At 72.9% G+C, this 18,758-nt stretch carries 17 protein-coding genes and 1 pseudogene; 8 read left to right on the top strand and 10 right to left on the bottom strand.

From position 1 onward, the window contains the following. Positions 1–193 (bottom strand): annotated as a pseudogene (locus tag IPZ69_RS05715) (RDD family protein); the annotation flags it as partial. A gap of 64 nt (positions 194–257) precedes the next feature. Then, on the bottom strand, positions 258–1,799 hold the full coding sequence (locus IPZ69_RS05710) for an RDD family protein (protein WP_235452820.1): 1,542 nt from the start codon (positions 1,797–1,799) through the stop codon (positions 258–260). Positions 1,800–2,059: 260 nt separating this feature from the next. Between IPZ69_RS05710 and IPZ69_RS05705 the strand changes: the two genes are divergently transcribed. Next, a complete protein-coding gene (locus IPZ69_RS05705; RefSeq protein WP_235452817.1) occupies positions 2,060–2,473 on the top strand; it encodes an SsgA family sporulation/cell division regulator in 414 nt (137 codons plus the stop codon). Between the two features lie 47 nt (positions 2,474–2,520). Here IPZ69_RS05705 and IPZ69_RS05700 read toward each other — a convergent pair whose 3' ends face one another. Beyond that, positions 2,521–3,936 (bottom strand): FAD-binding oxidoreductase, encoded by a 1,416-nt coding sequence (locus IPZ69_RS05700; RefSeq protein ID WP_235452815.1) that lies wholly within the window; start codon positions 3,934–3,936, stop codon positions 2,521–2,523. 92 nt (positions 3,937–4,028) lie between these two features. Between IPZ69_RS05700 and IPZ69_RS05695 the strand changes: the two genes are divergently transcribed. Next, positions 4,029–5,501, top strand: coding sequence for a tetratricopeptide repeat protein (locus tag IPZ69_RS05695; RefSeq protein ID WP_235452812.1), 1,473 nt, complete (start codon positions 4,029–4,031; stop codon positions 5,499–5,501). Between the two features lie 89 nt (positions 5,502–5,590). Here IPZ69_RS05695 and hppD read toward each other — a convergent pair whose 3' ends face one another. Beyond that, positions 5,591–6,742 carry a 4-hydroxyphenylpyruvate dioxygenase gene (gene hppD, locus IPZ69_RS05690; RefSeq protein WP_235452810.1) on the bottom strand — a complete coding sequence of 384 codons (1,152 nt, stop codon included), beginning with the start codon at positions 6,740–6,742 and terminating at the stop codon, positions 5,591–5,593. Between the two features lie 121 nt (positions 6,743–6,863). On the opposite strand from hppD, the gene IPZ69_RS05685 reads away from it, so the two are divergent. The 5 genes from IPZ69_RS05685 to IPZ69_RS05665 are packed head-to-tail and all read left to right on the top strand — an operon-like array spanning position 6,864 to position 11,085. Continuing rightward, positions 6,864–7,343 carry an Lrp/AsnC family transcriptional regulator gene (locus IPZ69_RS05685; RefSeq protein ID WP_235452807.1) on the top strand — a complete coding sequence of 160 codons (480 nt, stop codon included), beginning with the start codon at positions 6,864–6,866 and terminating at the stop codon, positions 7,341–7,343. Between the two features lie 29 nt (positions 7,344–7,372). Further along, positions 7,373–8,020 (top strand): ABC transporter permease, encoded by a 648-nt coding sequence (locus IPZ69_RS05680; protein ID WP_235452803.1) that lies wholly within the window; start codon positions 7,373–7,375, stop codon positions 8,018–8,020. Between the two features lie 25 nt (positions 8,021–8,045). Continuing rightward, entirely contained in the window at positions 8,046–9,305 is a 1,260-nt protein-coding gene (locus tag IPZ69_RS05675) for an ATP-binding cassette domain-containing protein (protein WP_235452840.1), read from the top strand. Between the two features lie 29 nt (positions 9,306–9,334). Next, positions 9,335–10,135 (top strand): ABC transporter permease, encoded by an 801-nt coding sequence (locus tag IPZ69_RS05670; RefSeq protein ID WP_374292842.1) that lies wholly within the window; start codon positions 9,335–9,337, stop codon positions 10,133–10,135. After that, positions 10,132–11,085, top strand: coding sequence for a glycine betaine ABC transporter substrate-binding protein (locus IPZ69_RS05665; RefSeq protein WP_235452800.1), 954 nt, complete (start codon positions 10,132–10,134; stop codon positions 11,083–11,085). The genes IPZ69_RS05670 and IPZ69_RS05665 overlap by 4 nt, the downstream gene beginning before the upstream one ends. 15 nt (positions 11,086–11,100) lie before the next feature. Here the strand turns inward: IPZ69_RS05665 and IPZ69_RS05660 are convergent, their stop codons facing one another. The 3 genes from IPZ69_RS05660 to IPZ69_RS05650 form a co-directional block, all read right to left on the bottom strand. Next, entirely contained in the window at positions 11,101–11,892 is a 792-nt protein-coding gene (locus IPZ69_RS05660; RefSeq protein WP_235452798.1) for a S16 family serine protease, read from the bottom strand. A gap of 67 nt (positions 11,893–11,959) precedes the next feature. After that, entirely contained in the window at positions 11,960–13,069 is a 1,110-nt protein-coding gene (gene menC / locus IPZ69_RS05655) for an o-succinylbenzoate synthase (protein ID WP_235452796.1), read from the bottom strand. Beyond that, positions 13,066–13,824 carry a chorismate synthase gene (locus IPZ69_RS05650; RefSeq protein ID WP_235452794.1) on the bottom strand — a complete coding sequence of 253 codons (759 nt, stop codon included), beginning with the start codon at positions 13,822–13,824 and terminating at the stop codon, positions 13,066–13,068. Before IPZ69_RS05650 ends, menC begins: the two co-directional genes overlap by 4 nt. 117 nt (positions 13,825–13,941) lie before the next feature. Between IPZ69_RS05650 and IPZ69_RS46865 the strand changes: the two genes are divergently transcribed. Then, positions 13,942–15,486, top strand: a complete 1,545-nt coding sequence (locus IPZ69_RS46865; protein ID WP_268834241.1) for a PucR family transcriptional regulator — start codon at positions 13,942–13,944, stop codon at positions 15,484–15,486. Here the strand turns inward: IPZ69_RS46865 and dapE are convergent. From dapE to IPZ69_RS05630, 3 genes are all read right to left on the bottom strand, one after another. Beyond that, positions 15,467–16,522 (bottom strand): succinyl-diaminopimelate desuccinylase, encoded by a 1,056-nt coding sequence (gene dapE / locus IPZ69_RS05640; RefSeq protein WP_235452792.1) that lies wholly within the window; start codon positions 16,520–16,522, stop codon positions 15,467–15,469. The genes IPZ69_RS46865 and dapE overlap by 20 nt on opposite strands. Continuing rightward, complete coding sequence (locus tag IPZ69_RS05635) at positions 16,519–17,985, bottom strand: amino acid permease (RefSeq protein WP_235452789.1); 1,467 nt, start codon at positions 17,983–17,985, stop codon at positions 16,519–16,521. Before IPZ69_RS05635 ends, dapE begins: the two co-directional genes overlap by 4 nt. A 126-nt stretch (positions 17,986–18,111) precedes the next feature. Continuing rightward, the gene (locus tag IPZ69_RS05630; RefSeq protein WP_235452788.1) at positions 18,112–18,753 is read right to left on the bottom strand and encodes an IclR family transcriptional regulator; all 642 of its coding nucleotides are present in this window, start codon (positions 18,751–18,753) and stop codon (positions 18,112–18,114) included. Positions 18,754–18,758: the final 5 nt, after the last annotated feature.

Genomic DNA, 18,758 nt, shown 5'->3' with positions numbered 1-18,758 from the left:
CGCCCGGGGGCGGCGGCCGGCCGCCCGGACCGCCCCAGGGCGGGGGTTCGCCGCCCTGGCCGCCGGGCGGAGTACCGCCGCCGGGCGGGGTGTCGTACGGCGAACCCGAACCCTGGCCCGACGGGGGCCGTTTGATGAACGGGTCGTCTTCCGGGGGCTGCTCTCCGGAGCCGGGGGGCGGTTCGGTACTCATGGCCCGAGTGGACCGCGAACCCTCCGGCTCCGCATCCCACGGGCATCCGTACGGGGGACGGGACTCAGTCGGCGACGAAGGTGTGCGCCGCCTTGTCGTGCCAGCACTGGTGCCAGGGGCGGTCGAACAGGCACCAGAGGATGCCGACGACCCCGATGCCGAGCAGGCCGGGGACGGTGTACACGAACCAGCGGCGCAGGGACAGGCCGAAGGTCGGCGGCTCATGACCCTCGATGTCCCGCACCGCCACACCGCACAGCTTCTTGCCCAGGGTGCGGCCCCACTTTGCGGTGGGCAGCACCTCGTACAGGAGGCCGGTGACGAGGAGGACGGCGAGGACGATGCCGAGGTACGCGCCCGTCGTGCCGTCGAGCAGCCAGACGGTGACGGTGCGGCCGGAGAGCTTGGCCGCGTCGATCTTCTCCTGGACGTGGTCGATCGTCCGGCCGGCGAACGGCAGGGCCGCCGCCGCGGTCACCCCGCCGACGACCAGGGTGTCGATGAGCCGGGCGAGCAGTCGCTTGCCGAGGCCCGCGGGCCGCGCCGCCGCCTGCCGCCGTGCCATCGCCTGGAACGGGTCCTCCACCGGCGGCTTCCACGGGGCCACGGGCTGCTCGTCGCCCGCGCCCGCGAGCCGGTGCACCTGCTGGGCCCAGGACGACTGCCCGCCACCGGAACCGGAGGTCACGGGCGTGGCCGAACCGGCCTGCGCGGGAGCCCCGGCACCGGCCTGCATCGGGGCACCGGCCCCTGACTGCAGGGGAGGCGCCGTCGCCGACTGCTGGGGCACGGACGGCGCGGCGGGCGACATGGGCGACGCGGCACCGGAGGGCTGCCCGGCCTGCGGGACTCCCCCCGCCACCTGCCCCGGCATCCCGGGCTGTGCCTGCCCCGGCGCCGCCTGGGCCTCGGGCTGCGCCTGGGCCGCCGCGGCGCGGGCGGCCGCCGCCTTCCCCGCTCCGAAGCCGGGCCGACCGGCGTTGCCCGCGGCACCGCCGCCGCCCGAGCCCGCTCCGCCAACACCCCCGGTACCGGCCGCGGTTCCCGGCGCACCCACCCCGACGGGCCCCTGCACCGGCCCGCCGGCCGCTCCCGCCGCCCCCTGGCCGGGGACGCCCGCGGCACCGGAGCCGGCGCCCGGGACGGGGCGGCGGAACACGAACGTGCCGTCGGAGGGGACGTCGGTCGGATCGGCCGGCGGGATCGTCGCCGTGCCGTCCGTGCGATGGGCGTGGCCGTCCGGGTGGGACGGCAGGTCCGCGGGGATCCTCGGGTCGGCGCCCCAGGAGACCCGGCGATCCTGCTCGCCGCCGAACCCGGCCTGCTGGGACCGGTCGGCCGCCCAGGCCGAGGCCGGTTGCTGTCCCGGGGACGCGGGCTGCGGGTCCTCGTCGAAGAAGTGCGGGCCCGTCTCCTCCACGACGGGAGCCGCCGGCCGCCTGCCGGGCGGCGGGGCGAGCGGTTCGCCGTCCGTCGGCGCCGGCCGGCTCGTGCCCGGCACCCAGGCCGCGCCGTTCCAGTACCGGACATATCCAGGAATGGACGGGTCCGGGTAATACCCTTCGCGGGGTCTGTCTTCGCCGGGGGCCGGGGTTGGGGCGCTCATGTCCGTCGTCCCGTATCTGCTCGGGGGTCGTCTGGGGGCCTCCACATCTATCAGACCCGCACCTCCCCCAGCGCCAGTCCCGCCGTACCCACTCCTTTCCGGGCAACGCCGTACACCTGCTTCACAGGTCCGACAGGTTCGGAAACCGGCTCGGAAAAAAGTTCTCCGATTCCGCGTAATGCCCGCGCTCCCACCCCCTCTCACTCGTACGGGCCCGCCCACGGGACCCGTACACCCGACCGAGAGAGGAAACCCACGCCATGGACTACAAAGTGGTGGAGCGCGAGCTCGAACTGCGGCTCGTCCTGTCGCCGGAGCGCAGCGTCCCGGTCCCGGCCCGGCTGAGCTACCGCACCGACGACCCGTACGCCGTCCACGTCACCTTCCACATCAACTCCGAGCACCCCGTGCACTGGACGTTCGCCCGCGAGCTCCTCGTGGAGGGGGTGTTCCGGCCGTGCGGGCAGGGGGACGTACGGGTGTGGCCGACGAAGGTGGACGGCCGCAGCGTCGTCCTGATGGCGCTCAGCTCACCCGACGGCGACGCCCTCCTGGAGGCGCCCACCGCCCAGGTGTCCGCCTGGCTGGAGCGGACGCTGCGGGCGGTGCCCCCGGGGACGGAGGGCGAGCAGCTGGGAATGGATCACGTGCTCGACCAGCTGCTCGCCCAGTGAGGCGACGGGCAACAGAGCCGGATTCAGAGCCGGCGTCAGAGCCGGAGTCAGAACAGCTTGCCCGGGTTCAGGATGCCCAGCGGGTCGAAGACCTGTTTCACCGCCCGCTGCATCTCCACCCCCACCGGGCCGATCTCCCGCGCCAGCCACTCCTTCTTCAGGACGCCGACGCCGTGTTCGCCGGTGATGGTGCCGCCGAGTTCCAGGCCGAGGGCCATGATCTCGTCGAAGGACTCGCGGGCCCGCCGCGACTCCTCGGCGTCCTGGGCGTCGAAGCAGACGGTGGGGTGCGTGTTGCCGTCGCCCGCGTGCGCGCAGACGCCGATGGTGAGCCGGTACTTCTCGGCGATCCGCTCGACGCCTTCGAGCATCTCGCCGAGCCGGGACCGGGGCACGCACACGTCGTCGATCATCGTCGTGCCCTTGACCGCCTCCAGGGCGGTCAGCGACAGCCGCCGCGCCTGCAGCAGCAGCTCGGACTCGGCGGCATCGTCGGCCGGTACCACCTGGGTGGCGCCGGCGGCCTCGCACAGCGCGCCCACGGCGGCGAGGTCCGGGGCCGGGTCGGGCGTGTCGAAGGCGGCCAGCAGCAGCGCCTCGGTGGACTCCGGCAGGCCCATGTGGGCGAAGTCGTTGACCGCCTTGACCGTCGTACGGTCCATGAGTTCCAGGAGCGACGGCACATGGCCGCCGGCCATGATCCGGCACACGGCGTCGCAGGCGGCGGCCGCGGAGGGGAACTCGGCGGCGAGCACCAGCTGTTGCGGCGGCTTCGGCTTCAGCGCCAGGACGGCCCGCACGACGATGCCGAGCGAGCCCTCGGAACCGACGAACAGGCGGGTCAGGTCGTAGCCCGCGACGCCCTTCGCCGTACGGCGCCCGGTGGACATCAGCCGGCCGTCGGCCAGGACGACGTCCAGACCGAGCACGTACTCGGCCGTCACCCCGTACTTCACGCAGCACAGCCCGCCCGAGGCCGTCCCGATGTTGCCGCCGATCGTGCACATCTCCCAGCTGGAGGGGTCCGGCGGGTAGCACAGGCCGTGCTCCTCGACGGCGCGCGAGAGGGTGGCGTTGACGACGCCGGGCTCGACCACCGCGATCCGGTCGACCGGGCTGATCTCCAGGATGCGGTCCATCTTGGTGAGGGACAGCGCGATGCAGCCCTCGGCCGTGTTGGCCCCGCCGGACAGACCGGTGCGGGCTCCTTGCGGGACGACCGGGACGCGTAGCTCGTTCGCCGTGCGCATGACGTGCTGGACCTCTTCGACCGTGCGCGGCAGGACGACCACGGCCGGGGCGCCGGCCGGGCAGAAGCTCGCCATGTCGTTGGCGTACGAGACCGTGACGTCGGGGTCGGTGACGACCGCCTCGGCGGGCAGGCCGGCCCGCAGCCGGGCGACGAGGTCGCCGGTCACCGCAGTGTCTTCATCGCGACGCGCTTCGATACGGCTCATGATCACAGCGTCGCACCCGGGGCCATCGGTGTGAACCCCGTCGGCCCCCGCCTTCGGCTGACGGGATGAGCTCGCCGCCTTGGCGCACAGTGAGCGCCATGGAGAACCAACAGTCCCAGCCGGGTACCTCCCTGGTGACGGAGCGGGCGCGGCCGCGGCGCTCCCGTCTGCTGCGGCGCGTGGTGCTCGCCTCGGCCGCCGTCGCCGGCGCCGGTGCCCTGGTCGGCGGGGTGCTGATGCTGCTCCCCGGGAAGCCGCCCGCGCACAGGCCGCCCGCGCCGGCGCCCGCGCCCGGACCGCCGCGGGCGCTGACGGCGGTGACCGCCGGGGTGCCGGCCGCGCTGTCCGCCCTCGCGGCCACGATCGGGGACCGCGAGGCCCGTCTGCGGACGCATCCGGCGGACGCGATGGCCTGGGCCGTGCTGGGGACGGCCTATGTGGAGCAGGGACGGCTGACCGCCGACGTCACGAACTACCCGAAGGCCGAGCGGGCGCTGCGCAGCTCGCTGCGGGTGAAGGGCGAGAAGAACGCCGAGGCCCTGGACGGGCTGGCGGCGCTGGAGAACGCCCGGCGGGACTTCGCGGCGGCCAAGGACTGGGGCGAGCAGGCGCTGAGGGCGGCGCCGAAGCGGTGGACGTCGTATCCGCCGCTGATCGAGGCGTACAACGGGCTCGGCGACTACGAGGCGACCCGCAAGACGCTGGACAAGCTGATGGCACTGAAGCCGGGAGGCGCCGGGCGGCCGGCCGTGATGGCGCAGGCCGCCGCCGTCTACCGGGACCGCGGCTGGCGCGAGGACGCGTCGGCCCAGCTGTCGGACGCGGCGGCGATCGCGCGCACGCCCGCCGAGCAGGCGGGCTATCTGGAGCGGTCCGGGCAGCTGGCCTGGGAGCGCGGGGACCGGGAGGACGCGCTGCGGCACTTCGAGGCCGCCGTACGGCTCGACCCGGAGCAGTCGGCCGCGCTGGCCGGGCAGGGGCGGGCGCTGGCGGCGCTGGGCCGGAGCGGGGACGCGCTGAAGGCCTACCAGGCGGCTCTGGCCAAGCGGCCGAGCCCGCAGTACACGCTGGAGCTGGGCGAGTTGTACGAGTCGCTGGGCATGGGGCAGGAGGCGCGCGCCCAGTACGAACTGGTGCGGGTGCGGGCCGCGCGGGACACGGCGGCCGGTGTCGACGACGAGCTGCTGCTCGGCCAGTTGGAGGCGGACCACGAGGATCCGGCGGACGCGGTGGAGCGGCTGCGGGACGAGTACGAGTGGCAGCCCGGTATCGAGGTGGCCGACGCGCTGGGGTGGGCGCTGCACCGGGCGGGGGACGACACTCAGGCGCTGAAGTTCGCGGTGATCGCGACGGACAAGGCGCACGGGGGCGGGGTGCTCAGCGCGCTGTACGCGTATCACCGCGGGGTGATCGAGCGGGAGCTGGATCTGGACGGGTCCGCGCGGCGGCATCTTCAGCAGGCGCTGCGGATCAATCCGTACTTCTCGCCGTCGCGGGCGGCCTCGGCCCGGGAGCTGTTGCGGGAGCTCGGAGAGCCGGGTGAGGACGGGATGCCGCCGGACGTCATGTGACCGTCGACCGGCGATCGTGATCGGTGGGCGCGGGGTGTTCCCCCGTCCTGCGGGTGCCCCTCCGTGGCACCCGCAGGACTGCTACGAGCTCACAGGTTGCCGCGTCGCTCCTGCTCGCGCTCGATCGCCTCGAACAGGGCCTTGAAGTTGCCCTTGCCGAAGCCCATGGAGCCGTGCCGCTCGATGATCTCGAAGAAGACGGTCGGACGGTCCTGGACCGGCTTGGTGAAGATCTGGAGCAGGTAGCCGTCCTCGTCGCGGTCGGCGAGGATCTTCAGCTCGCGCAGCGTCTCGATCGGCACCCGGGTGTCGCCGACCCACTCGCCGAGGGTGTCGTAGTAGGAGTCCGGGGTGTCGAGGAACTGGACGCCGGCCGCACGCATGGTGCGGACCGTGCGGACGATGTCGTTCGTGTTCAGCGCGATGTGCTGGACGCCGGCGCCGCCGTAGAACTCCAGGTACTCGTCGATCTGGGACTTCTTCTTGGCGATGGCGGGCTCGTTGATCGGGAACTTGACCTTGAGCGTGCCGTCGGCGACGACCTTCGACATCAGCGCGCTGTACTCGGTCGCGATGTCGTCGCCCACGAACTCCTTCATGTTCGTGAAGCCCATGACCTTGTTGTAGAAGCCGACCCACTCGTTCATCCGGCCGAGCTCGACGTTGCCCACGCAGTGGTCGATGGCCTGGAAGGTGCGCTGGGCCGGCGGCTCGACCATCGGCTTCGCGGCGACGAAACCGGGGAGGTAGGGGCCGTCGTAGCCGGAGCGGTCGACGAGGGTGTGGCGGGTCTCGCCGTAGGTGGCGATGGCGGCGAGGACGACGGTGCCGTGCTCGTCCTTCACCTCGTACGGCTCGGTCACCGAGCGGGCGCCGTGCTCGATCGCGTAGGCGTACGCGGCGCGCGCGTCCGGCACCTCGATCGCCAGGTCGATGACGCCGTCGCCGTGCTCGGCCACGTGCCGGGCGAGGAACTCGCCCCAGGCGGTGGTGGCCTTGATCACCGAGGTGAACACGAAGCGGGCGGAGCCGTTCTCCAGGACGTAGCTCGCGGTCTCGCGGGTGCCGTTCTCCGGTCCACAGTAGGCGACCAGCTTCATGCCGAAGGCGGTGGAGTAGTAGTGCGCCGCCTGCTTGGCGTTGCCCACGGCGAAGACGACCGCGTCCATTCCCTTGACCGGGAAGGGGTCGGCCTGCCGGGCGGTCGTGGCGGGAGAGAGGTCTGTGGTCTGCTGCGTCATAGCCGAAGGGTGGCCCCGCTCTGCAAGGTGGGCAATAGTTTGCGTCTTCGCTGGACAATGTGTTCAGCGGCACGGCCGAGGCGGCGGCCTATCTGTACAGGATGACCATCCGGGAGGCGTCGTGGCGATCGATCATCTGGACGGACGCATCATCGTGCTGCTGGCCCAGGAGCCGCGCATCGGGGTCCTGGAGATGTCGCGGCGGCTGGGGGTGGCCCGGGGGACCGTGCAGGCGCGGCTCGACCGGCTTCAGTCGAACGGAGTCATCCGCGGCTTCGGGCCGCAGGTGGACCCGGCGGCCCTCGGCTACCCGGTCACGGCCTTCGCCACGCTGCAGATCCGGCAGGGGCAAGGTCCCGACGTCCGGGCGCATTTGGCGACCGTACCGGAGGTCCTGGAGCTGCACACCACCACCGGCACCGGGGACATGCTGTGCCGTCTGGTGGCCCGCTCGAACGCCGATCTCCAGCGTGTGATCGACCGGGTTGTCGGTTTTGATGGCATCGTCCGGGCCTCCACGGCGATCGTCATGGAGAACCCCGTTCCGCTGCGGATCATCCCGCTGGTGGAACAGGCGGCGGAGGACCGGGAGAGGACCTGACCGACCCGGCCGACCTGGGGTGAGGGCGCGTGAGCTTCTGGGAGTACCTGGTCGATCGGCACCGGCAGTTGCTCACGGACGCCTTCCAGCACGCGAGCGTCGTCTTCCAGTGCATGGTCGTGGCGACCGTGCTGGGCGTGCTGATCGGTGTCCTCACCTACGGCCACGAGTGGGCGGGCACCCTCGCGACCACGACCACCTCGACCTTCCTGACCATTCCCTCGCTCGCCCTGATCGGCCTGCTCATTCCGCTCGTGGGGCTCGGCGTGCCGCCGACGGTGATCGCGCTGACGCTGTACGGGCTGCTGCCGGTCGTACGGAACGCGATCGTCGGGCTGCGCGGCGTCGATCCGGCGCTGGTGGACGCGGCGCGCGGCATCGGGATGTCCCGGCCGATGCGGCTGGCGCGCGTCGAACTGCCGCTGGCCTGGCCGCCCATCCTGACCGGCATCCGGGTCTCCACGCAGATGCTGATGGGCATCGCCGCGGTCGCCGCGTACGCGTCCGGGCCCGGTCTGGGCAACGAGATCTTCCGCGGGATCGCCTCGCTGGGCAGCGCGAACGCGCTCAACCAGGTGCTCTCGGGCACGCTCGGGATCATCGTCCTGGCGCTGCTGTTCGACGCCGTGTACGTGCTGATCGGGCGGCTGACGATCTCCGGGGGAATCCGTGCCTGAGCCCCGCGGCGCCGGCGGCGCGGGCATCGGCGCGGGCAAGGGCAGCGGCAGCGGCAGCGGCTCGCACGGCGCCACGATCGAGCTGGACAACCTGACCAAGCGCTACCCGGGCAGCCCGGGCCCCTCCGTCGACGGCGTCAGCATGGCGATCCGGGCGGGCGAGACGGTCGTGCTCGTCGGGCCCTCGGGGTGCGGGAAGTCCACGACGCTCAAGATGATCAACCGGCTGATCGAGCCGACCGGCGGCCGCATCCGGATCGGCGGCGAGGACGTCACCGGCATCGACCCGGTGCGGCTGCGCCGCAGGATCGGCTACGCGATCCAGTCGTCCGGGCTGTTCCCGCACATGACGGTCGCGCAGAACATCGCGCTCGTACCGCGGACGGCCGGCTGGCCGAAGGGGCGGATCGCGCGCCGGGTGGAGGAGATGCTCCACCTCGTGGGGCTCGACCCCGGCGAGTTCCACGACCGCTATCCGCGCCAGCTCTCCGGCGGACAGCAGCAGCGGGTGGGCGTGGCCCGGGCGCTGGCGGCCGATCCGCCGGTGCTGCTGATGGACGAGCCGTTCGGCGCGGTCGACCCGGTCACCCGTGACCGTCTGCAGGACGAACTGCTGCGGCTCCAGGGCGAGCTGCACAAGACGATCGTGTTCGTCACGCACGACTTCGACGAGGCGATCAAGCTGGGCGACCGTATCGCCGTGCTGCGCGAGCGCTCGCACATCGCCCAGTTCGACACCCCGGAGGCGATCCTCACCCAGCCCGCCGACGACTTCGTGTCCGGGTTCGTCGGCGCCGGGGCCGCGCTGAAGCGGCTCAACCTCACCCGCGTACGGGACGTGAAGCTCACCGACTGTCCGACGGTGACCGTGGACACCCCGCTGCAGGAGATCTTCGACAAGCTGCGGACCAGTGGCCCGCGCGAGATCCTGGTGCTCGACCGGCACCGCCGCCCCTACAAGTGGCTGCGGCGGGGCGACCTGCTGCGGGCCGGGGGCTCGCCGGCCCGCGCGGGCGCGCTGGTGCGGGACACCGTGCCCGGGGACGCGACGCTGCGGGACGCGCTGGAGGCCGTGCTCACGGACAGCTCGGGGCGGGCGGCGGTGACCGGGCCGGGCGGGGAGTACGCGGGCGTGGTCGACATGACGACGCTGACGAACGCGGTGCACCGACTGCTGGAGGCCGACCGGCTGGAGGCGCTGGAGCACCGGCACACCCCGGCCCAGGAACGGGCTCCGCAGACCCGCGCGGCGCAGGAGGGCGACGGCGGGGTGAGCACGGGGTGACCGCTCCCGACCTGGAGGAGATCGCCGAGTTGGCCCAGCTCCCGGAGGCGGGGCCGGCGACCGGCGACCCGCCCGCGCCCGGCCCGGCGCGCCCGCACCTCACCTGGCAGAAGCTGACCTTCCTGCCGGCCGCCCTGGTGGCCCTCATGCTGGCGACCTGGCTGTGGTTCGAGCGGGCCGACCTGGACGCGATCTCCCGGAACGCGCTGGCCGGCGGGCAGGTGTCCAAGGCGCTGTGGCAGCACATCGAACTCACCGTGATCTCGACCTTCTTCGTGCTGGTCATCGCGATCCCGCTGGGCATCCTGCTGACCCGCCGAAGGTTTTGCCGGGCCGCCCCGCTCGTCCGGGCGCTGGCCAACATGGGCCAGGCGACCCCGGCGATCGGTCTGCTGGCCCTGCTGGTGATCTGGCTCGGCACCGGCATGACGCCGTCCCTGATCGGCATCACCGCCTACGCCGTGCTGCCGGTCCTGTCGAACACGATCGCCGGGCTGAAGGGGAACGACCCGACCCTCCTTGAGGCGGCCCGCGGCATCGGTATGTCACCGCTGGGCGTGCTCCGGCAGGTCGAACTCCCCCTCGCCGTCCCGCTGATCCTGGCGGGGGTGCGTACGGCGCTGGTCCTGAACGTCGGCACCGCGACCCTGGCGGCCTTCGGCGGGGGCGGCGGCCTCGGTGTGCTGATCACCGCGGGCATCACCGCCCAGCGGATGCCGGTGCTGGTGCTGGGCTCCGTCCTCACCGTGACCCTGGCCCTGCTGGTCGACTGGCTGGCCTCGCTCGCCGAACTGCTGCTGCGACCGCACGGGTTGAAGGTGCAGACGTGAGACGCGCCGCGGGTCTGCTGCTGGCCGGCGTGCTCGTCGGCGGCTGCGGGCTCTCCAGCGGCTCCCCCATGGCCGACTCCGTGCAGCCCGGCTCGATCGGGCGGGGCGAGCCGCTGAAGGGCGCCCGTCTCACGGTCACCTCGAAGGCCGACACGGAGAGCCTCGTGCTCGGCTCGATCATGGGCATCGCCTTCCAGGCGGCAGGCGCACACGTCATCGACCGGACCGGCATCCAGGGCTCGATCGGGGCGCGGGAGGCGGTCCGCAGGGGGGACGCGGACGCCATGTACGACTACACGGGCACCGCCTGGATCTCGTACCAGGGCAACAGCGAGCCGATCCCCGATCCGTACGACCAGTGGGAGGCGGTGCGCAACGCCGACGTGCGCAACGGGGTGAGCTGGCTGCCGCCGGCCCGGCTGAACAACACCTACGCCCTCGCGACGAACCAGTCGCTGATCAAGAAGTACGGCATACGGACCCTCTCGGACGTCGCCGCGCTCGCCAAGTCCGATCCGCGGTCCGTGACGCTGTGCGTGGAGGGCGAGTTCGCCAACCGGACCGACGGGCTGCGCGGGATGGAGAAGGCGTACGGGATGAGCGTGCCCGCGTCCCGGGTCACGCAGATGGACACCGGGATCATCTACACCCAGACGGCGAAGGGGAGTTGCCGCTTCGGGGAGGTCTACACGACCGACGGGCGCATCGACGCCATGAACCTGACGGTGATGGCGGACGACAAGCAGTTCTTCCCCAACTACAACGCGGCTCCCGAGATCAACTCCGAGACGCTCAAGAGGTGGCCCGCCATCGCCGACGTCCTGAACCCCGTCACGGCCAGGCTCGACAACACCGTCGCCCGCAGGCTCAACGCGAAGGTGGACGTCGACGGGCAGGACCCGCACCAGGTGGCACTGGAGTGGATGAAGCAGCAGGGGTTCGTGAAGTAGGTAGAGCCGTAGGGCCTAGCAGCTCGGTACCGAGCCCTTGCCCTTCTCCAGGGCCACGAGGGAGTCGACCGCGCCGTTAAGAGTGGTCACCGGGATCAGCCGGAGGCCCTTCGGCAGCTCGGAGGAGGCCTCGCCGCACTCGGCCTTCGGCACCAGGAAGACCGTCGCCCCGTCCCGGCGCGCGGCCTGCGTCTTCAGGGACACGCCCCCGACCGCGCCGACCCTGCCCGCGGCGTCGATCGTCCCGGTGCCGGCGATGGTGCGGCCGCCCGTGAGGTCGCCGCCGCTGCCGTCACCGTGCAGCTTGTCCACGATGCCGAGCGAGAACAGCAGTCCCGCGCTGGGCCCGCCGACGTCGGCCAGCTTCAGCGTGACGTCGACCTTCTGGTCGCTCAGGTCGAGGTACTTCAGCGCCGCCTGGGTCGCCGCGTCCTGGGACTGCTTCATCTGCTCGGCGTTGTGCTGCTCGATCTCCTTGACGCTGTTGCCGCTCGGGTAGACCGCCTCGTGCGGCATCACGGCCCGGTCCGTACGGAACCAGTTGCCGATCACGTCGGCGAGCGTGACGTCCGTGTCCGGGCCGGTCGCCTCGATCGTCGTCATGCGCAGCTGCCCGTCGGTCGACCGGGTCGGCGCGCCGGAGATCGTGATCACCTCGGTGCCCTTGTTCTCGCCGAGCACGTTCGCCGTCATGCCGGGCTGCGCCACCGCGAAGGGCAGCGGCGCGAAGGCCGCCGTGGCGATCAGGGCCGCGACGGGCAGGGCGCAGACGGCGACGGCCTTCGGGCGCGTGAGACGAGAGAGCACAGGATCAATCTAACGTGACGCCGACTTCCGGCCAGGTGCCGGTCGGCGCGGGTAGGTGCCCGGCCGGTCACCCGTCGTACAGGTCCCGTCGGTGCCGGGTGAAGCGGCGCAGGGTGTCCGGGAGCGGCTCGACGCCGATGCCGGGGCCGGCCGGGACCGGCAGGTGGCCGTCCTGGAGGACGAAGGGTTCGGTGAGGTCCTCGGCGAAGTAGCGGGAAGACGCCGAGGTGTCGCCCGGGAGGGTGAAGCCGGGGAGGGCGGCCAGGGCCAGGTTCGCGGCGCGGCCGATGCCCGTCTCCAGCATGCCGCCGCACCACACCGGCAGCCCGTGCGCGCGGGCCACGTCGTGGACGCGGCGGGCCTCCAGGTAGCCGCCGACCCGGGCGGGCTTGACGTTCACCACCCGGCAGGCGTCCATCGCGATGGCGGAGGCCGTGTCGCGCGCGTTGTGCAGGGACTCGTCCAGACAGACCGGAGTGGCGATGCGCTGCTGGAGCCGCGCGTGCGCGTGCGGGTTGTTCTCCTCCAGCGGCTCCTCGATCAGCAGCAGCCCGAAGTCGTCCAGGCGCCGCAGGTGCTCGGCGTCGGCGAGGGTGTAGGCCGTGTTGGCGTCCACCTGGAGGGGCAGCTCGGCGCCGAAGCGCTCGCGGACCGCCCGTACCGGCTCGACGTCCCAGCCGGGCTCGATCTTCAGCTTGATCCGGACATAGCCCTCGGCGAGGAAGCGCTCGACGTCGTCCAGCAGCTCGGGCACGGAGTTCTTGATCCCGACCGAGACACCGGCGGGCACCCGGTCCCGTACGGCGCCCAGGTAGGTCGCGAGGGGCATGCCGTGCGCGCGCAGCTCCGCGTCCAGGACCGCCGTCTCCAGCGCGGCCTTCGCCAGCTCGTGTCCCTTGATCTTCGCCGTCGCGGGGGCGAGCGCGGCCGTGGTGAGGTCAGGAAGGGCGGCGACGCGCGGCAGCAGGAAGTCACGGAGCACGATCTCGGCGCCGGCGACGAACTCCGAGCAGTACAGCGGCTCGGGGTCGGCGGCGAACTCCGACCAGCCCTCGGCCGCGTCCGTGACGACGCGGAGCAGGAAGGTGTCCTTCGTGGTCATCGTGCCGAAGGAGGTACGGAAGGGGGTGACCAGGGGGATCGCGACGTGGACGATCTCGACGCGTTCGAGCTTCACGCCACGTCCTCCTTCCGGCCGAGCGTGTACCAGCCGTCGCGGGACATGCCCGCCGCCACGAACCCCTCCACGAAGGCCTCCGTGAACACCTCGCGGACGGCGTGCCGCCAGCGCAGCGCCGCCAGCGGGTCCGCGGCCCGCAGCCGCACGATGTCGCCCGGGACCCGGCAGTACATGTACCGGTCGGCGCGGTCACGGCGGACGAGGGGGCCGCCGTCGGGGGCGAAGGCCATGACGGGCGCGGCCTCGCGGTCCCCGGTGTCGTACGACCGTGGCCGCGCCGTCAGGTCCCAGGTCGCCGTCAGCCGGTCGCTCTCGTCGCCGTCGTTCACGCCGTCCGTCATGGGGCCGTAGAAGTCGGTGAGGTACTCGGTGCCGACGGCGCCCAGCTTGACCAGGTTGAAGCGGGCGTTGCGGCCGACCAGCGGGTCGAAGGTCCAGCGCATGGTGAGGGCGCCGTGGTCCAGGGCCCATTCCCGCTGGGCCTGCTTCACCGCGTACCCGAGGCCCCGGTCGGCGGCGGCGACCAGCGAGTAGATCTCCTGGCCCGGGCCGAACACCGCCACGGACGCCCCGGCCAGCCGGTCCCCGTCGTGGGCGGCGTGCACGGCGCCGCCCGCGTGGACGAGGCTGTGCAGGACCTCGGCCGGATACGGGGGCGCGTCGTGGGGCGTCTGCCAGACCTCGCAGAAGTAGCGGGTCACGGCGGCGATGCCGGCGACGTCGTGGACGGTACGGATGGTGACTCCTGTCATGGTCCGAGTGTCGGAGGCGGAGGTCGGCCTCGTGTTGTGCGAGCGGCCAACACGCGCGTACGTTCGTTTTCAGATCGGCCAATCGCGAAGCCTCGGCCCCTCGCGAAGGTGAGAACCATGGATGCCTGCACGCTCGGCGACCTCCTCGACGTCATCGGCGGCCCCTCCGTCCGCCTGCACACCGCCCCCGCCGGGCTGACCGTGCCGGTCGCCGAGGTGCTGCTGTACGACGCCCACGCGCCGCTCCCTCATCTGCCCGGCGCGCTGCTCCTCGCGGTCGGGGTGCGCGCGGCGGCGGCCGGGCCGCTGGTGCGGGCCGCCGCGGAGGCGGGGATGACCGGGGTGGTGGTGCGGGGTCCGGACGGGCCGGTCGGCGAGGCGGCGGCCCGGGGCATGGCGCTGCTGTCGGTCGACGAGGACGCGGCCTGGCACCACGTGCACCTGCTGCTGGCGTCCGCGATCGGAGCCCGGCCCGCCGCGTCCGGCAGCGGCCTCGGCGACCTGTTCGCGCTGGCCGACGCCATCGCGGCGGCGGCCGGCGGGGCCACCGCCATCGAGGACCCGCGGCAGCGGATCCTCGCCTACTCGACCGTCGCCGGCCAGGCCGTCGACGAGGACCGCCGGCAGGGCATCCTCGGCCTCCAGGTGCCGGCCAGCTCGGAGAACACCGAGCAGTACCGGGTGCTGTTCGCCGCCGACCGGCCGGTGCGGCTGCCCGCGCTGCGGGACGCGGACCTGCCCCGGCTGGCGATGCCCGTCCGCGCGGGCGGCGAGACGCTCGGCTCGGTCTGGGTGGTCGACGGCGGCACGCTCGCGCCCGACGCCGAGGAGACCCTCGCCCAGGGCGCGTCCACGGCGGCGCTGCTCCTGCTGCGCGCCCGGGCGGCGCAGGAACTGGCCCGCCACCAGAACAGCGACCTGTTGCGCCGACTGCTGGACGGCACGGCCGACGCGTCGACGGCGGCCCAGCGGCTGGGACTTGAGGGCTCTCTGCGCGTGGCCGCCTTCGTCCTGGACTCCGCGGCGAGCGTGCCCGACGCCGAGCGGACCGCGCTGCGCCTGCTGGACGTCGTACGCCTGCAGTGCGAGGCGCGCTACGGGCGGCACGCGTGCGTGCTGGTCGACGGGGTGGTGTACGCGCTGCTGCCCGGACCCGGCGCCCGGCATCGGGCGCTCGCGGAGGACATCGTGGCGCGGGCCGGGCAAGCGCTGCGGGTGCCGGTGCGGGCCGCGCTGGGCGAAGTGGTCCCGGACGTCGGTGGGGTGGTGGACTCGCGGGCGGACGCGGACCTGGTGCTGCGGGTGCTGGACAGGGACCTGCCGGTGGCGACGGTCGACGAGGTGCGCCCGCGCATCACCTTGCTGCGCCTGACGGAACTGCTCTCGGAGCGGCGGGAGTTGAGCGCGGGCGCGTGGCGGCGGGTGCTGGCGTACGACGCGGAGCACGGCACGGACTACGCCCGCACCCTGGTCTGCTGGCTGGACGCGGGCTGCGACATGGCGGGCGCGGCCAAGCTGCTCGCCGTGCACCCCAACACCTGCCGCTACCGCCTGCGGCAGGCCCAGCAGCACACCGGGATCGATCTGGACGATCCCGATGAACGTCTGATGTTGTGGCTCCAGTTGAGGGTCCTCGCGGGCCTCAGAGGAGCCACTTCCTGAGGCGCTCCTCGCACGCGCGCAGGTGCGCCACCGGGACGTACTCCCCCGCCGTGTGGGCGAGGGAGGGGTCCCCGGGCCCGTAGTTGAGCGCGGGTACGCCCAGCGCCGCGAACCGGGCCACGTCGGTCCAGCCCAGCTTGGGCCGGGGCCGCGCGCCGAGCACGGCGACGAGGTCGGCCACCCGCTCCAGCCGGGGCAGGGCACCCGGCACGACCTCGGTGACCCGGACCTCGTACTCGGGGAAGAGCCCGCGCACGTACGCCTCGGCCTCCTCGGCCGAACGGCTCGGCGCGAAGCGGGCGTTGACGGTGACGACGCACTCGTCGGGCACCACGTTCCCGGCGACCCCGGCGCGCACGGCGACCGCGCCGAGCCCCTCCCGGTACTCCAGGCCGTCGATGACGACCCGCTCCGGTGTGTGGTCGTCGAGCCGTTGCAGAACCCGGGCCGCCTTGTGGGCGGCGTTGACGCCCTTCCAGGCGCGGGCGGTGTGCGCGCGTTCGCCCCGGACGACGACGTCCGCGCCGAGGATGCCCTGGCAGCCGGCCTCGACGCCCGCGTCGGAGGGCTCCATGAGGACGGCGAGATCGGCCTCTTCGAGAAGTCCGGGCCGCTCGGCGGCGATCCGGCCGAGCCCGTTGCGGTCGCCCTCGACCTCCTCGCACTCGTAGAAGACGTAGGTGAGGTCGAGGGCCGGGTCCGGGACGGTGGCCGCGAGGCGCAGGGCCACGGCCACCCCACCCTTCATGTCGCAGGCGCCGAGTCCGTGGACGCGGCCGTCGGCGAGCCGGGAGGGGAGGTTCCCGGCGGCCGGGACGGTGTCCAGATGGCCCGCGATCACCGCGCGCCGGGGGCGGCCCAGGTCGGTCCGGGCGATCACGGAGTTGCCGACGCGCTCCACGGTGAGGTGACGAAGCCCACACAGGGCGCCCTCCACGGCGTCCGCGATCGCGGCCTCCTGCCCGCTCTCGGAGGGGAGGTCGACGAGGGCGCGGGTGAGGTCGACGACGTCGGCGGTCAGGTCGAGGAAGGTCATGCGCGGTCCTGCGGGAGCGGGTCGGACGGGGCGGCGAGCTTGGAGTGCCGGATGCCGTAGAGGCCGTAGACGACGAGCCCGACCGCCATCCACGCCCCGAACGCGATCCAGGTGTCGGCGCCGAGGCTGAACAGCATGTAGACGCAGAAGGCGACGCCGAGCAGCGGCGTGAGCGGGGAGAAGGGGACCCGGAAGGAGCGGGAGGCCTCGGGGCTGCGCCGGCGCAGGATGACGACCGCCAGGTTGACCAGCATGAAGGCGAAGAGGGTGCCGATGCTGGTGGCGTCGGCGAGGCTGCCCAGCGGGACGAGCGCGGCGAGCACCGCGATGAAGCCGGAGACGATGACCGTGTTGGCGCGCGGCACCCCGGTGCGCGGGTGGACCTTGGCGAACAGCGGCGGCACGAGACCGTCCCGGGCCATCGCGAACAGGATGCGGATCTGCCCGTACTGCACGGTCAGCACGACGCTGGTGGTGGCGACGACGGCACCGACGGAGAGCAGGATCGGCCACACGTTCCCGCCGCCGACGGCCTGCACGAGCACCTGGCTCAGCGTGGCCTCGGTCCCCTCGAACCTCGTCCACGGCATGGCGCCGAGCGCGGCGACGGCGACGAGGACGTAGAGGGCGGTGACCAGGACGAGGGACAGGATGATGGCGCGCGGCAGGTCCCGCTGCGGGTTCTTGGCCTCCTCGCCCGCGGTGGAGGCGGCGTCGAAGCCGATGTAGGAGAAGAAGAGGGAGGCGGCGCCGGCACTCATGCCCGCGGCGCCGAGCGGGAACAGCGGCTGGAAGTTCCCGGCGTGGAAGGCGGTGAACGCGACGGCGCAGAACATCACCAGGGCGGCGATCTTCACCGCGACCATGATCGTGTTGGCGACGGCGCTCTCCTTCGAGCCGCGCAGCAGCACGACCATCGCGAGCACGACGATGAGGGCGGCCGGGATGTTGAGCGTGCCGCCGAGGCCGGGCGGCGCGCTGAGCGACTCGGGCAGGGTGACGCCGAGGGTGAGGTCGAGCAGTTCGTTGACGTACTGTCCCCAGCCCACCGCCACCGCGGCCACGGACACCCCGTACTCCAGGATCAGACACCAGCCGCACACCCAGGCGACGAACTCCCCGAGCGTGGCGTAGGCGTAGCTGTACGAGGAGCCCGAGCCCGGGATCATGCCGGCCAGCTCGGCGTAGGAGAGGGCCGAGAAGAGCGCGGTCACCCCGGCCAGCACGAACGAGACGACGATGGCCGGGCCCGCCTCGGGGACGGCCTGCCCGAGCACCACGAAGATGCCCGTGCCGAGGGTCGCCCCCACGCTGAGCAGCGTGAGTTGGGCGACCCCCATGGTCCGCTTGAGCGGGCTGCCCTCGGCCTCACCGACGAGCGCGCCGACGGCCTGTCGCCGGGTGAGGCGGGCCGCCGTGCTCGTCTCCTGTCCGGCCCGGGGCCGTGTTCCGACTGTCTCCACCGTGTCGTTCCCTCCGCCGTGGGGCTGTTAGGCCCCTGATGATGCGGAGGGACGGCGAAGCCGGGGTGAGGGAATCGACCAAACCTGAGGGGAGCCGATTTACGCATCGGCCAAAGAATTCGGCGGCTAGCGCAGCGCTTCGGCGACCTCGCGTGCCGCGTCCACGACCCGTGGCCCCACCCGCTCCGGCACGGCGTCCGCCAGCATCACGACGCCGACGCTGCCCTCGACCCCCGTGACCCCGAGCAGGGGCGCCGCGGCCCCGCTGGCGCCCGCCTCCAACTCGCCGTGCGTGAGGGTGTATCCGGGCTCCGCGAGCGGGGAGTGCCGCGCCGAGAGGATCGCCCTGCCCGCGGCGCCCCGGTCCAGCGGATGCCGGAATCCGGCCCGGTACGCCACGTGATAGTCCGTCCAGGTCGGCTCGACCACCGCCACGGCGAGTGCCTCCGTGCCGTCCACGAGCGTGAGATGAGCGGTCGCCCCGATGTCCTCGGCCAGCGACCTGAGCGCGGGCAGCGCGGCCTCCCGTACCAGCGGATGCACCTGGCGCCCCAGCCGCAGCACACCCAGTCCGACCCGGGCCCGTCCGCCCAGGTCACGGCGGACGAGCGCATGCTGCTCCAGCGTGGCGAGCAACCGGTACACCACGGTCCGGTTGACGCCCAGTTTGTTGGACAGCTCGGTGACGGTCAGGCCGTGGTCCGTGTCGGCCAGCAGCTTGAGGACACGCAGTCCCCGGTCGAGCGTCTGAGAGGTCTCCGCGGTCACGACGC

The organism is Streptomyces olivochromogenes (genome assembly GCF_021538895.1).
Lineage (GTDB): Bacteria > Actinomycetota > Actinomycetes > Streptomycetales > Streptomycetaceae > Streptomyces > Streptomyces olivochromogenes_A.
This window is presented reverse-complemented; position numbering and strand designations above follow the sequence as displayed.

What these genes read in the sequence shown, in the direction of transcription:
- IPZ69_RS05710 (WP_235452820.1), bottom strand. Translation starts at nt 1,799, where the DNA reads ATGAGCGCCCCAACCCCGGCCCCCGGCGAAGACAGACCCCGCGAAGGG.
- IPZ69_RS05705 (WP_235452817.1), top strand. Translation starts at nt 2,060, where the DNA reads ATGGACTACAAAGTGGTGGAGCGCGAGCTCGAACTGCGGCTCGTCCTG.
- IPZ69_RS05695 (WP_235452812.1), top strand. Translation starts at nt 4,029, where the DNA reads ATGGAGAACCAACAGTCCCAGCCGGGTACCTCCCTGGTGACGGAGCGG.
- hppD (WP_235452810.1), bottom strand. Translation starts at nt 6,742, where the DNA reads ATGACGCAGCAGACCACAGACCTCTCTCCCGCCACGACCGCCCGGCAG.
- IPZ69_RS05650 (WP_235452794.1), bottom strand. Translation starts at nt 13,824, where the DNA reads ATGACAGGAGTCACCATCCGTACCGTCCACGACGTCGCCGGCATCGCC.
- IPZ69_RS46865 (WP_268834241.1), top strand. Translation starts at nt 13,942, where the DNA reads ATGGATGCCTGCACGCTCGGCGACCTCCTCGACGTCATCGGCGGCCCC.
- dapE (WP_235452792.1), bottom strand. Translation starts at nt 16,522, where the DNA reads ATGACCTTCCTCGACCTGACCGCCGACGTCGTCGACCTCACCCGCGCC.